Origin of the sequence: Candidatus Palauibacter sp., assembly GCF_965237495.1 — a bacterium.
Lineage (GTDB): Bacteria > Gemmatimonadota > Gemmatimonadetes > Palauibacterales > Palauibacteraceae > Palauibacter.
Map to the genome: position 1 here is coordinate 4,165,170 of NZ_OZ250143.1, position 12,903 is coordinate 4,178,072.

Consider the following 12,903-nt stretch of genomic DNA (forward strand, 5'->3'; position numbering starts at 1 on the left):
CGCGGCCTGCTAGTATCGTGATATGAAGACTCACCCGATGTTCCGACTTGTCCTCGCCGTCTCCCCGGTCCTCCTCACCGCCTGTGCCGATGCCCCTCCCTCGCGGGACGACGGTGCGGCCGACCAGGCCGACCAGGCCGAGACCACCCCCGCACTCGACCTCGTCGCGCGGTCCGTCGCCTTCCACGACCCGAACGGCGTATGGGGAAGCGAGGCGATCTCGATGTCGTGGGTCGGGACCGACGGCGAAGGGGGCGAGAGGGTCGCCGTGAACCTCCGGTTCGGCGCGGACGAGCGCGACTTCGCCCTCTCCGGCCGCTACCGCGGCTCCGGGATCGAGTACGAGACGACGACGGACGGCTGGTCGGCGACCGTCGACGGGATCGCCGAGCCGGACCTCCCCGCCGCGGACCGCGAAAGCATGCGGCTGCACCGCGAGGACGGGATGTTCTGGCGCAGCTACTACGGCTTTCTGGCCGGTCTTCCGATGAAGATCGCCGACCCCGGCGCGTACCTCGAGCCCGACGTCATCGAGACGACGTTCATGGACCGGCCGGTGCAGGCGGTGAAGGTGACGTACGAACCCGAAGTCGGCGGAGACACGTGGTATTTCTACTTCGACCCCGGGACGGCGCAGCTCGTGGGCTGCCGCTTCTACCGCGACGAGAGCGCGAACGACGGCGAGTACATCACGTTCGAGGAGCTGGTCGAGGGCGGCGGAATCCGGCTGCCGCGGCTCAGGGCGTGGTACGTGAACGCCGACGGACGGCATCTGGGGACGGACGAGGTCGGGGAGATCCGCGTCGGTCCGTGAAGTCCCCCCACGGGGTTCCGTCGCTCGCGGTCGCGGCCACCGTCACGCCGCTGGCGGTCGCGGGGTGCTCGGGGTCGACGCCGGCCGCGCCTCCCCCTCCGCCTCCCGTGGCGAGCGCGGAGTGCGTCCTCTCCTTCGCGATCGACGGCGACTCGATCCGCTGCGCGGACGGTCGTGAGATCCGTCTGTTGTCGATCGACGCCCCGGAGATCGCCCAGGAACCGTGGGGTGGCCTCGCCCGCGAGGAGTTGCTGCGCGTCGCCCGGTCCGGACCGCGCTCACGGTCGAGTACGACATCGAACTCGTGAACACCTTCGGCCGGGATCTCGCCTACCTCCACCTCCCGGGCGGAGCGATGCTCAACGAGCGCATGGTGGCGAGCGGGTACGCGCTGGCCTTCATCTTCCCACCCAACCGCCGCTACGAGGAGCGGATCGTGGCGGCGGAGGCCGCGGCGTCGGCCGCCGGGCGGGGGCTGTGGGCGGAGTGGGGCTTCACCTGCCGGCCGGCCGACTTCCGGCAGGACCGCTGCTGACGACTCGCGCCGCCGGCCAGGTGACCGCCGCCAGCCAGGCGATCGCCGCCGACGGAGCGCCCATCGTCAGTAGAGCGACTCCATGAACCGGGACTCGACCCTCAGGTAGCTCGCGCCCCCGCCCGGGACTTCGGCGAAGATCTCCCTCCATTCGGGCGTGCCGAGGACCTGGGGCAGCTTCTCATCGCGCTCGGCCTTCGACGCCCAGCGGATGACCCAGGTGATGTTCGCCGAGCCGAGTTCGTCCTGCTCCGCGCCCCGGACCTCGGCGGAGATCCCGGAATCGACCCAGAACCCGACGATATCGAGGTGCTCGCGCAGATAGCGGAGATACTCGCCTCTCGCGATCTGCGCGTACTCGTCGAAGCGGGCCGGGTCGAAGTGATAGTTGCGGACCTCGTAGATCGCCCCCTCCTGCGACGCCATATCGCCCGATGCGGCGGCAGCGGGCTCCTCGCCGGCGCTGTCGGATTCGCCGGACTCGCTGCTGGCGCAGGCGGTCACGCCGATGAGGAAGATCGCGACGCCTGCCGCGATCCCTGCGTTGCGTCTGGACCGGATCATTCGTGCCTCCCGAAGTGAGGGTCTCCCGGCCGCGTCCCCTCAGCCCGTCGCCCGGGCCAGGGCCTCGACGAAGCGGTCCACCTGCGCCGTCGTGTTGTAGATGTGCGTGGAGACCCGGATCGCGTTGTGTCCGTCGCGCTGGTGCTCGTCGATGTGCGCCGAAGCGAGGTTTTCGATCACCTCCACCGCCGCCACCGCGTCGAGGCCCTCCTTCTCGAAGATGGTCGAGCCGGGCGCGCTTCGGTCACGGGCCCCGCTCAGTAGCGTAACGCCGGGCATATCCGCGAGCCGGGACTTCAGATGGTCCGAGAGGGAACGGCACCGGGCCTCCACCGTCTCGACGCCGAGGGTCGTGACGAAGTCGACGGCCGAGCCGATCGCGGCGCGCACCGGGAAGGCCGCCGTGCCCGGGGGCTCGAACTGCGGCTGTTCCAGCGTGGCGTCGGGGGCGAAGGCCGTGCGGATGCGGTCGCGCGCGTCCCGCCGCACGAACAGGAAGCCGGTACCGGCCGGAGCCAGCATCCACTTGTGAAGGCTGACGGCGTACGCGTCGCAGCCGAGTGACGACAGGTCGATCGGGAACTGTCCCACGGCCTGCGCGCCGTCCACCAGACTCACGAGGCCCCGTTCCCGCGCCAGCCCGCAGATCGCCCGCACGGGGTAGAGGTGGCCGCCCCGCGTGACGTGGCAAAAGGCGACCGCGCGCGTACGCGGCATGATCGCGTCCTCGATCCGGGACAGGATCTCCTCTTCGGCCGGCAGCGGGCTGGGGATGAACACCTGATTCACCCCGATCCCGTCGCGCGCCTGCCGGAACTCCCACGGCCGACGCCCCGCCGGGTGCTCCTGACTCGTGATCAGGACCTCATCGCCGGGATCAAGCCGGACCCCAATGCTCTGCAGGTGGAGGGCCTCCGACGCGTTCCGCGTGAGCGTGAGTTCGTCCGCATCGACCGAGAACAGACGGGCGAGTCCGGGGACGACATGCTCCGTGATCCGGGCCGAGAGGTCCGAGCGGCCCCGGGCGGGGAGTTCGGCCATCGCTCGGTAGCCCGCGGCCACGGCGTCGATCACCTCCCGCGGTGGCATGCCGATACTCGCGTTGTTGAGATAGGCGGTACCGGGCTCGACGAGAAAGTGTGCGCGTACATCCTCCCAGTCGTCGTCCTCCACCCCTGCGGGAGGTCGGAGAGGGGGCGGCTCTCCGGAGGGCTGCTCCCCTTCGTTCCACGCCGCGCAGGCGGGGAGGCCCAGCGCGGCCGCGCCTCCGGCGCCCAGCCGGAGCCACGCCCGCCGATCCATAAGTCCGGGCCCGACCTTGATCGAATCGGTCATGGCATCACCCGGATATGCGAACGAAGGACATCGAGTTTCCGCTCGGGAAAAGCAGTCTGAGTTCGTCTCCGTCGATCTCGACGCCGGTGGGCTCGAGCGGACCGTCGCCCTCCCTCGCGGTCATGGCGAGCGGGCTCGCCGGCAGCCCCGCCATCGTACGTCCGATCGAGAGGTGATGGAGGTGCTCGAAGGTCAGGGTCTCGCCGTCGAAGGTGTAGCGCCCGCCTTCGCCCGAGCCGCGCTTCGGTTCGTCCCCGTCCATGACGAAGAAGAGGACCTGCCATTCCCCGCTCGTGAACATGATCCGTCCCCGGACGGGGTGTCGCGGGCCGGTCGCGAGGACGTACTCGTGAGCGGCCCACGCGCCCTCGAGGGCGTCGGCTTGCGGCGCCAGCGAGGTGCCGGCCGGCGGGGAAGGGAAGGTCGCGATCCCCGCGACGAATGCGGCCAGGCAAACGGAAGAGCCGACGAGCGTAGTGGACGATGCGTACATGGCCGAGCCTCCCGTGGTGGTCAGGCCCGCAACGTGGCGCGGCCCGCGGTGGGCGACAAGCGCGTTCCGGGCCCGAGCCTCGCCCGGAATCGGCGATCGGCTTACCGTGCCATCCCCCGGTGAGAGGCCGGGATACCGGACGGCCGGACGATTCCGGCGTCCGGCGCCACCGCAGCGGGAGGGTCGAACCATGCGAGGAACGAGGGCGATGCGCAGAGCGTCGAGCACAGCCTTGAGCGCGGCCTTGAGCGCGGCCTGCGGCCTGCTCGCGCTGGCGGCCGTCGGCACGGTCGAGATCGCGGCGCAGGAAGTCGGCCCGGCCAACGGAGCGCTCGTCGTGGTGGGGGGCGCGATGCAAAGCCCGGAGATCGTGGACCGCTTCGTGCAACTGGCGGGCGGGCCCGGCGCCCGGATCGTCGTCATCCCCACGGCCGCCGGACAGGAGTCGTACGACCTGTCCTTCGGCGGGCTGCGACCCTTCCAGTTGGCTGGCGTCCGGAACCTCACGCTTCGGCACACGAACGACCGCGACGAAGCGGACAGCGAGGCCTTCGTGGCGGCGATCCGGGAGGCGAGCGGCGTCTGGTTCACCGGGGGGCGTCAGTGGCGCCTGGTCGATTCGTACATGGGGACCCGGACCGAGGAGGAACTGTGGGCGCTCCTCGAACGTGGCGGCGTGATCGGCGGCTCGTCGGCCGGCGCGACGATCCAGGGGTCGTACCTGGCCCGCGGCGACACGGCTACGAACACGGTCATGATGGGGAGCCATGAAGAAGGCTTCGGGTTCCTGCGAAACACCGCCGTGGACCAGCACCTCCTTCAGCGCAACCGGCAGTTCGACCTCATCGAGATCATCGAAGCGAGGCCCGAACTTCTGGGGATCGGGATCGACGAGAACACGGCCATCGTCGTGCAAGGAGACCGCTTCGAGGTGATTGGGGAGTCGTACGTGGCCATCTACGACAACCAGAGCATGCTCGACAGCGGCGGCCTCTTCTACTTCCTCGCGCCGGGGGACCAGTTCGACCTGGCGGAGCGTCAGGCCTATCGCGCGACGCGACAGTTCGCGCCGCTGGGACGGGTCGAGGCGAGCCCGTGGCCGCGCCGCCGGCCCGAACGGTGACCCGCGCGCCCGGCGGCTGACTGGCCGACGCGACGGCTGACCCGCACCCGGAGGGGAGTCCGATGAGGCGAGGGCTCGTCCTCTTCGCCCTCATCGCGGCCGGGGAGACCGCCTTCTTCCTCCCCTTCGTCCTCGCGCGCGTCTTCCGGCCGACGCTGCTCGACGTATTCGGGATCACCAACCTGGAGTTGGGCACCGCATTCTCGCTGTACGGGGTCGTGGCGATGGCGGCCTACTTCGCCGGCGGACCGCTCGCCGACCGGTACTCCGCCCGCCGGCTGATGGCCCTCGCCCTCCTCGCGACCGGACTCGGGGGGATCGTACTGGCGGGCTTCCCCCCGCCGCGGATCATGAACTTGCTGTGGGCCTTCTGGGGGATGACGACCATCCTCCTCTTCTGGGCGGCGATGATCCGGGCCATCCGCGAGTGGGGCGGCCATTCGCAGCAGGGACGTGCCTACGGGCTGCTTGACGGGGGACGCGGACTGCTCGCGGCGCTCGTCGCGTCGCTCTCCGTGGCCATCTTCGCCGCGCTCCTCCCGAGCGATGTGCCGTCAGCCACGCTGGAGCAGCGAGCCGTCGCCTTCCGCGGGGTGATCTGGGTCTTCACGGGGATCACGCTGGGCATCGCGGCGCTGGTATGGATCCTCGTTCCCGACAGCACGCCCCGCGACGAGGCCGGCGGGCGGCAGAGGCTCTCCCTGAGAGGCGTGAGGGCCGCCTGCCGCATGCCGGCCGTGTGGCTGCAGGCCGTCATCGTCGTCTGCGCCTACACCGGGTACAAGGCGACGGACGACTTCTCGCTCCTGTCGCGGGACGCGCTCGGATTCGACGACGTGCAGGCCTCGGGGGTGAGTACGCTCTCGCTCTGGGTCCGCGCCGCGGCAGCCGTCACCGCGGGCTACCTCGGCGACCGCCTCGACTCTTCCCGCGTCATCGTCGGAGGCTTCGCGATCCTGATCGGCGGCTGCCTCCTGATCGCGTCCGGGGTCCTCGTCCCCGGCCCGGCCTGGATGCTCATCGCCACGATCGTGACCGCCGGCGTGGGCATCTACGCGCTCCGTGGCGTCTACTTCGCCCTCCTGGCCGAGGGCGCCGTGCCGCTCGCCTACACGGGGAGTGCGGCCGGCGTCGTATCCGTGCTCGGCTTCACGCCCGACGTGTTCATGGGGCCGCTGATGGGCGTCCTGCTGGACCGTTCACCGGGTCTCCCGGGGCACCAGCACATGTTCGCGGCCGTGGCGGGCTTCGGCGCCATCGGCCTCCTCGCCGCCCTCGTCTTTCGCCGCGTCACCCGCGCCTCCGCCGACTGAGCGACGCCGTCTCTTCCGACAACAGCACACGGAATCCGAACCTGCTTGACATGATATGACCAGTCATCAATACTGGTCATATGGAAACGATCAACGCATCCGACTTCAAGGCCCGCTGCCTCGCCATCCTCGATCGCGTCCGTGAGACGGGGGAACGCGTTGTCATCCTCAAGCGTGGACGGCCGGTGGCCGAACTTTGGCCTCCAAGCCGAGCCCGGGCCGAGTACCCTCAGGGGGAACTGAAGGGCACGGTAACCATCGTCGGCGACATCGTGGGACCGGCCGTTCCCGAAGACCACTGGGAGAGTCTCGGCGATGACGGCGCTGCTTGACACGCACGTCCTGATCTGGTGGTTGAACGATGTCTCGCGACTCTCGCCGGAGCAGCGGGAGGTCGTCGCGTCCGCGAGCGTCGATTCGCCGTTGCTCGTGTCGGACATCTCGCTCTGGGAAATCGCTGCCCTCTGCGACCTGGGCCGCATCCTGCTGGCCGTCCCCTTGCGGGAGTGGCTGGACAAGGCGGTCGCCCCGCCCCTCGTCAGGCGGCAGGGGATCTCGCCGGCCATCGCGGCGGAACTCGCCGCCCTGCCCGACTCCTTCCACCGGGATCCCGCAGACCGGATCCTCGTCGCCACAGCCCGGGTGTTCGGCGCGACGCTGCTGACGCACGACCGCAGGATCATTGAAGCGAACCTGGTGGAAACGCTGTCATGAGCCCTAGCCAGCCGCGCGGACGCTACGCCACGCCGACTAGGGCACGAGGGCGGTCTCCCGCTTCCTGAGCACGAACGGTTTGGGGATCCCCTCGCGCATGCTCGACACGATGATGTTGCCGGAGGGGAAGAACGGGTAGTTGCTGAAGGATCCCGCGAAACCCGGCTGGTCCGGACTCCCCGGCACCGTGTCGAAGAAGCCGGCCGGGACGGGGTTCTCGGGATCCGAGATGTCGAAGATCCGGAGTCCGCTCACGTAGTTCGACTGGTACATGAAGTCGCCGCGGACATACAGGTTATGGTCGGTGGCCGGATTGTCCTGCACGAACTCACGCACGAGGACCGGCTCGTCGAGATCCTGCACGTCCCACACCAGCGTCCGGGTCCCCGTCGCGAGGCCCTGGATCTCGTCCAGTTCGTCGTTCAGGTAGAAGTACCGCTGGTCCTCCGACAACCACCCCTGGTGGGAATAGGCCACGTTGGGGTGCGAGGCGTTCGAGATCGGCGTGGGATTATCCTTGTCCGTCACATCGCCGATGCCGAGCTTCGTCGCGCTCGCGTTGAAGCACACCTCCCGGCCCGCGTAATCCGCGTCGGGACCCCGGTAGGTCACGCACTGCGCGTCGTGCGTGTAACCGCCCGATCCCGCGTTTCCCGTGTCGGGGTCCGCGTAACAGCCGGCGAAGGTGGGATTCAGCGGATCCCGGATGTCGACCATGTGCAGGGCGCCGCCGCACGTCTGGCCGCCGCCGCTTCCACCGACCACATAGGCGAAGCCCGACTCTTCATTGATGACGATGTTGTGCGCCGAGTGGAACTCCGCGTAGAGCACATCCTCGTCGAACTCGACCGGAGGGTTGGTCACATCCCGCAGCCGTGTGAGGTCGAACACCTGCATCCCGTGTTCGCCCGCGTTGTCCGCCACGATGAAGGTGTGGTCGGCGTAGACCTTCATGTCCCGCCAGAGATTGGGCATCGCCCCTTCGGTGAGCGGGAGGTCCCCCAGATAGACCGGGTTCTCGGCGTCGGTCACGTCGATGAAGGAGGTACCGTCGAAGCGGCCGAGGATCGCGTACTCGCGGCCCGTCCGCGGGTCGACCCAGCCCCAGATGTCGCTCACCATGATTCCGCGAGAGCCCCCGACTTCGAGGGCCGGCAGGAAGGAGACGAGATCTACATCGGCACAGTCAAAGCCCGCCACCATGCCATCGTCGGGGCAACGCCGTTCCTCTCCGGTGACCGCGTCCAGCCCGGACTCGGCCTCGTGGAACGGGGTGGCCTCGCTCCACGCACCGTCGATGTCGCGCTCGAAAACGAAGCCGATGCCCTCGAAGAACTCCGACCCCGGGGCGCCGATGACCGCCAGCCCTCCGTCTGCCGCCACCGAGTTGCCCATGAAGCCCATGAGGCCCCGGGTTCTTGCCCGCAGCACGGTTTCCTCGCGCCACGCCCCGCCGCCATCGGGGGCCAGGACGTGCGCCTGGCCGATGAGACCCTCGGTGCCGGGAGCGCCGACGATGAGTTGGTCTCCGGCTCGGCTCAGCGAGTAGCCGAAGAAGGCGCCCGGAGACGGGGTCCCCCCGATCGTCCCGGTCTGGGACCACGATCCGTCGGCGTCGGCACCGAACCGGAAGACCGCCCCGCGTCCCTGGTTGGCGATCGGCGCGCCGAGGAGCGCTTCGCCGTTCACGAGCAGCGTCGACAGGCCGGCCGCCCCGGCGCCGGCGGGCGTCGTCAGCCGGCCGCCCTCGTCCCACCCGTCGCCGACGCGACGGAATACGTAGCCCGTCCCGGCCTGGAACTGCGGAGGCGGACCGTAGCTGTTGAGACTGAAGGGGCCGGGGGCGCCGATCAGCGCCAGGTCGCCCTCCATGCTTACGGACGCCCCGAAACGGGCGTCGGCGGGCGCGCCGGAGCCGCTGAGTTCGACCGGCGTCAGGTCGGCGCCGCCGCCGAGGTAGGCGAAGACCGAGCCGCTGGCCCCGCGTCCCGGCGCGCCGATGAGCCCGCTCTCCGCATCGGCCCCGATCGCGATCGAGGAGCCGAACGCGTCGCCCGGCTGCGCGTCCGGCGCCTCCAGCCGCTCCCAGAGACCCCACGTATTGCCTTCGCGGACGAAGATGTATGCGGCTCCACGGTCCTCGTTCTCCTTTGGTGCGCCCACGACGAGGACATCGCCCTGGACCGCCAGCGCCGTCCCGAAGCCGTCTCCGTAAAGGCCGCTCGGGGCGTCGATGGTGGCGACCTCCGTCCAGCCGCCCCCGCCCCGGCGGAACACGTGGACGCTGCCGGCTTCCGACCCGGGCATCGGGAACGCCACGAACTCACCCGGCCGTGAGACGAAGATCTCCCCGCCGGAGACGACCGCCGCCGCCCCGAAGCCGATGATCGGGGCCGCCGCGGCATTGTCGAGGCTCCCGGCGTGGGTCTGCGCCGCCGCCGGACCCGCCGCCGCGGCCAGGAGAAGGAGAATCGCGAAGGGACGTGTGCGCATGATCCTGAACTCCGGGATTCGAGCTGTCGAAAGTGTGGCCGGTGGCTGGTGGCTAGTGGAAACGGATTCCGATGCCGAACTGGGCCTGCCACTGCGACGCGCCGATCTGTGGAACATAGGGGACCGCGGCCCGGATGCCGCCCGTCTCGCCCGTCTGGAGCGCGCCGACATAGCGGGCCCGCAGCGGATCATCGGACTCCGGAAGGACGCTGTTCGGCTCGGGGTCGTCTTCGATCCGGCTCTCCACGCTGAGAAGCTGCACGACCGGATTCACGGCCTGGACGTGACCCCAGTTCCGGTTGAACAGGTTCAGGACGTTGAGGACGTCGAAGGTGAGGACCACCTCCGTGCCGCCCACCGGGAAGCCCTGGCTGAAGCGAACGTCCACCTGGTTCGACCACGGCGTCCGGCACGCGTTCCGGTGCACGATCCGGAGCCGGTTCTCCTGGAGGCAGGGCTCCTGGCCCACGAGCCCTTCGAAGAGCAGGCCGCTGATCTGTGCGCTTCCTCCTCCGGGAAAGTCGAACGCCCCCTCGGTCACGAAGATGAGATCGTTGGCAATATCGAGTGCGCGTCCCAGCCCGGGATAGGCGTCGCCGTTGATGTCGTCGGCGTACACGTAGGAGTACGGCCTCCCGGACTGTCCCACGTAGAGGACCGAAATCCGGCCACCCCCGAGCTTCTCCGGGAGCGTCGCCGTCGCGCTCCCCACGAGCTTGTGGGGCCGGTCGAAGAGCGAACTCTGGAGGCTCGGGTCGTTCGGGTCGCCCTGGATCGCGGTGAACCCGAAGTTCGAGATCGCGTCGCGCGAAGCGAGACTCCGGACATCCGCCGACCGGTTGAACGCGTACCCGAGGTCCACGGAGAGCCGCTCGCCGAACCGTTTGCGGAGGCGCGCGCTCAGCGCGTACGCGAAGTTCCGCGCCCGGTCGCCGATCCGGATGACCTGGCCGAACGCCTCGTCGACGCGGCGCGGGTAGAAGATCGGTTCCCGCGCGTCCGGCGGATTGCCCGGCGGCGGATCGACGAACTGGCTCCCGGCCCCGGGGTCGCCGAACGTCACCCGGGTCCCGTACCCGTATCCGTAAGTGAAACCGTTCTCCGGCGTCCGTTCACCGGCGCCGACGGCCGCACCGATGTTGAGGTCCTCGAACGCGATCTGGTTCACGGCCTTCGTGTAGATCCCCTCGAGCGACAGCACGAATCCCGCCGGGAGACGCTGGTCGATCGCGAGCGACGCCTTGAAGTCCCTCGGGAAGCGGAAGTCGGAATCGAACACGGTCACGATGGGCGTCGCGGACTCCGGCCCCCTCCCGTCCGGGCACGTCGTCGGGGACGGTGCCCGCGGATCGAAGGCCGGGACCAGTTCGGGGTCGGGGACGCCGATGTTCCGCCGCTGGCAGGTCAGGAAGGCGGAGGTGAGTCCCGTGTTCTGATAGGCGTTGGCGAGCCACGCGAACGGCGGCCGCCCCGTGAACAGTCCGAGCCCGCCCCGGATCTGCGTGCTCCGGCCCTCGCCGAGCCCGAGGTTGAAGCCGGCCCGCGGCGAGAGGAGAAGCGTGCCGCTCGGGAGTGCACTCGTGCTCACGCCGAAGGACTGCCGGACCGCCGGATTCTCAGCGGGCGAGTCCGGCATGACCGGCACATCCATGCGCAGGCCCAGCCGAACGTTCAGGGCTTCCCCGACGCGTGCCTCCTCCTGTACGAAGGCGGAGAACTGGTTCACGTGGAAGCGCGCCGTGGCCGCGTCGTCCCTGAGCGGGACGTGGACGACGTATTCCGAGGGCGTGTTGGCCGCGAGGTCATCCATCGAATTGAAGAGGTAGCTTCCGACCGTCCCCGGAAGGTATTCGCGCCGGATCGAGAAGCGCTCGAACCCGCCCCCGAACGTGAGATGATGGCTCCCCAGCGACAGGGAGAGCGCGTTGGAGATCTGAACGATGTCCTGATCGAGTTCGTTGTCGTTCCCCGCGAAGCTCGACCCCAGCCGCAGTTCACGCCGGTATCCGCGGCCGGAGGAGCCTCCCTGCATCTGCACCTCCACGCGCGGGTAGGCCGCGTTCGCCGTCTCCCGGTCGCGGAGGAACTGCACATTCACCATCAGGTCGTTCGACAGCCGGGGACTGAGGGTGGAGAGCCACTGGCCGGCGACCGCGTGATTCCGGGACTCGATATGGGTCCCGATCGACGACATCTCGTACGCGTCCCCCGGTAGCCGGTTGGGCGCGGGATCGTCCGCCGCGAACGCGAGGTTGTAGCGCAGCATGAGTGAGTTGTTGTCGTCGAGGCGCGCGTCGAACCGCGTGAACAGGTTCGCGAGGTCGTTCTCGAGCGTGTACAACCCCGCCTCGCCGGCGTCCGCACCGTAGCCCGCGAGGATGTCCGAGACCCGGGCGATCGAGTCCGGATCGAGCTGCGAACGGACCGCCTCGTCGACGCCCACCGTGAAACCGTCGGGCGGCCGTGCGCGTCGTTCGACCTCGCCGGCCACGAAGAAGTGCAGGCGGTCGCGCACGATGGGACCGCCGATGTCGAAACCGGCGAACAGGTTGTCCAGGTCGCCCGACTCCCGCGCGAAACCTCCGATCACCGCGTCGCCGACGAGGGCGTCGTCGCGGATGAACCCGAAGGCGGAGCCACGGAACTCGTTCCCGCCGGTCCGGGTGACCGCGTTCAGGACGCCCCCCGTGAACCCGGATTGCCGCACGTCGTAGGGGGCGACCAGAACCTGCAGTTCCTCGATCGCCGAGAGCGGGATCACGCGTCCCCGCGCCTGGCCGCCGGCGACGCCGGTCGGCGAGAGGCCGAACACGTCCTGGTTGAGGGCGCCGTCGACCTGGATGTTGTTGTAGCGGAAGTTCGAACCGGCGACGGAGACGCCCATCTCGTCTATCGTCACGAGCGGCGACAGCTGGGCGAACGCCGTGAAGTCCCGCGAGATCGTGGGCAGGTTCTCGAGCGTCTCCTGGTTGACGATCGTCGTCGACCCCATCCGCGCGGGATCGAACTCGGGATCCGTCTCGACCCGGACGGACAGCTCCGGCAGGGGGACCGCCTCCTCGGAGAGTTCGATCTCCAGTCGGAGCCGCTGCCCGGCGCTGAGCGTGAGGTCTTCCCGGGTCACCCTCTGCATCCCGATGCGCGTGGCTTCGAGCGTGTAGGGACCCCCGGGCCGCAGATTGGCGAGGCTGAAACGGCCGTCGGCGTCGCTGAGGGCGGTATGGCTCGCCCCCGTGAGGGTGTGGAGGAACTCGATGCGGGCGCCTGCGACCGGCGCGCCGGCGGCATCGACTACGCGGCCGGCCACGCCGGCCGTCGTGACCCCCTGCGCCGAGAGGGCCGTCGGCCCGGTCACGCCTGCGAGGGCGACGGTGACCAGCGCGAAGCGCGCGGCGCGGCTCGCAAGAACCCTTGTCATGGTGTCCCCCTCTTCATGTCCGGAGTGTCCGGATGCGCCGGAGAAAACAGCGCCGGAGCCCTCATTGTTGCAGGCCGTGCCGCAGGGCCGCCACCAGCGGC

At 69.5% G+C, this 12,903-nt stretch carries 12 protein-coding genes; 7 read left to right on the top strand and 5 right to left on the bottom strand.

The window, feature by feature from the left end; translation table 11 throughout:
* The first annotated feature begins 37 nt into the window (after positions 1–37).
* From ACPXY0_RS18350 to ACPXY0_RS18360, 3 genes are read left to right on the top strand one after another with little or no spacing between them, the layout of a single operon-like run.
* Positions 38–814 (top strand): DUF6503 family protein, encoded by a 777-nt coding sequence (locus ACPXY0_RS18350; RefSeq protein ID WP_423927086.1) that lies wholly within the window; start codon positions 38–40, stop codon positions 812–814.
* Positions 811–1,122 carry a hypothetical protein gene (locus ACPXY0_RS18355; protein WP_423927088.1) on the top strand — a complete coding sequence of 104 codons (312 nt, stop codon included), beginning with the start codon at positions 811–813 and terminating at the stop codon, positions 1,120–1,122. The genes ACPXY0_RS18350 and ACPXY0_RS18355 overlap by 4 nt, the downstream gene beginning before the upstream one ends.
* Positions 1,119–1,349, top strand: coding sequence for a thermonuclease family protein (locus ACPXY0_RS18360; protein WP_423927090.1), 231 nt, complete (start codon positions 1,119–1,121; stop codon positions 1,347–1,349). The genes ACPXY0_RS18355 and ACPXY0_RS18360 overlap by 4 nt, the downstream gene beginning before the upstream one ends.
* A gap of 66 nt (positions 1,350–1,415) precedes the next feature.
* On the opposite strand, the gene ACPXY0_RS18365 is transcribed toward ACPXY0_RS18360, so the two are convergent.
* From ACPXY0_RS18365 to ACPXY0_RS18375, 3 genes are read right to left on the bottom strand one after another with little or no spacing between them, the layout of a single operon-like run.
* On the bottom strand, positions 1,416–1,913 hold the full coding sequence (locus tag ACPXY0_RS18365) for a hypothetical protein (protein WP_423927092.1): 498 nt from the start codon (positions 1,911–1,913) through the stop codon (positions 1,416–1,418).
* Between the two features lie 39 nt (positions 1,914–1,952).
* A complete protein-coding gene (locus ACPXY0_RS18370) occupies positions 1,953–3,248 on the bottom strand; it encodes an aminotransferase class V-fold PLP-dependent enzyme (RefSeq protein ID WP_423927094.1) in 1,296 nt (431 codons plus the stop codon).
* 4 nt (positions 3,249–3,252) lie between these two features.
* The gene (locus ACPXY0_RS18375) at positions 3,253–3,741 is read right to left on the bottom strand and encodes a hypothetical protein (protein ID WP_423927096.1); all 489 of its coding nucleotides are present in this window, start codon (positions 3,739–3,741) and stop codon (positions 3,253–3,255) included.
* Between the two features lie 232 nt (positions 3,742–3,973).
* Here ACPXY0_RS18375 and ACPXY0_RS18380 point away from each other — a divergent pair, with 232 nt between their 5' ends.
* From ACPXY0_RS18380 to ACPXY0_RS18395, 4 genes are all read left to right on the top strand, one after another.
* Positions 3,974–4,864, top strand: coding sequence for a cyanophycinase (locus ACPXY0_RS18380; RefSeq protein ID WP_419934479.1), 891 nt, complete (start codon positions 3,974–3,976; stop codon positions 4,862–4,864).
* Positions 4,865–4,926: 62 nt separating this feature from the next.
* Positions 4,927–6,177: an MFS transporter gene (locus ACPXY0_RS18385; protein WP_419934480.1), complete on the top strand. Its 1,251-nt coding sequence runs from the start codon at positions 4,927–4,929 to the stop codon at positions 6,175–6,177.
* A gap of 80 nt (positions 6,178–6,257) precedes the next feature.
* Entirely contained in the window at positions 6,258–6,509 is a 252-nt protein-coding gene (locus ACPXY0_RS18390; protein ID WP_419934481.1) for a type II toxin-antitoxin system Phd/YefM family antitoxin, read from the top strand.
* Entirely contained in the window at positions 6,493–6,891 is a 399-nt protein-coding gene (locus ACPXY0_RS18395; protein ID WP_423927099.1) for a type II toxin-antitoxin system VapC family toxin, read from the top strand. The genes ACPXY0_RS18390 and ACPXY0_RS18395 overlap by 17 nt, the downstream gene beginning before the upstream one ends.
* A 36-nt stretch (positions 6,892–6,927) precedes the next feature.
* On the opposite strand, the gene ACPXY0_RS18400 is transcribed toward ACPXY0_RS18395, so the two are convergent.
* Entirely contained in the window at positions 6,928–9,384 is a 2,457-nt protein-coding gene (locus ACPXY0_RS18400) for a choice-of-anchor B family protein (RefSeq protein ID WP_423927101.1), read from the bottom strand.
* Between the two features lie 52 nt (positions 9,385–9,436).
* Entirely contained in the window at positions 9,437–12,802 is a 3,366-nt protein-coding gene (locus tag ACPXY0_RS18405; protein ID WP_423927103.1) for a TonB-dependent receptor, read from the bottom strand.
* Positions 12,803–12,903: the final 101 nt, after the last annotated feature.

Bases quoted from the DNA above. Each gene is read 5' to 3' on its own strand.
- ACPXY0_RS18395 (WP_423927099.1), top strand. From the start codon at position 6,493: ATGACGGCGCTGCTTGACACGCACGTCCTGATCTGGTGGTTGAACGAT.
- ACPXY0_RS18390 (WP_419934481.1), top strand. From the start codon at position 6,258: ATGGAAACGATCAACGCATCCGACTTCAAGGCCCGCTGCCTCGCCATC.
- ACPXY0_RS18385 (WP_419934480.1), top strand. From the start codon at position 4,927: ATGAGGCGAGGGCTCGTCCTCTTCGCCCTCATCGCGGCCGGGGAGACC.
- ACPXY0_RS18365 (WP_423927092.1), bottom strand. From the start codon at position 1,913: ATGATCCGGTCCAGACGCAACGCAGGGATCGCGGCAGGCGTCGCGATC.
- ACPXY0_RS18405 (WP_423927103.1), bottom strand. From the start codon at position 12,802: ATGACAAGGGTTCTTGCGAGCCGCGCCGCGCGCTTCGCGCTGGTCACC.
- ACPXY0_RS18370 (WP_423927094.1), bottom strand. From the start codon at position 3,248: ATGACCGATTCGATCAAGGTCGGGCCCGGACTTATGGATCGGCGGGCG.
- ACPXY0_RS18375 (WP_423927096.1), bottom strand. From the start codon at position 3,741: ATGTACGCATCGTCCACTACGCTCGTCGGCTCTTCCGTTTGCCTGGCC.
- ACPXY0_RS18400 (WP_423927101.1), bottom strand. From the start codon at position 9,384: ATGCGCACACGTCCCTTCGCGATTCTCCTTCTCCTGGCCGCGGCGGCG.
- ACPXY0_RS18350 (WP_423927086.1), top strand. From the start codon at position 38: ATGTTCCGACTTGTCCTCGCCGTCTCCCCGGTCCTCCTCACCGCCTGT.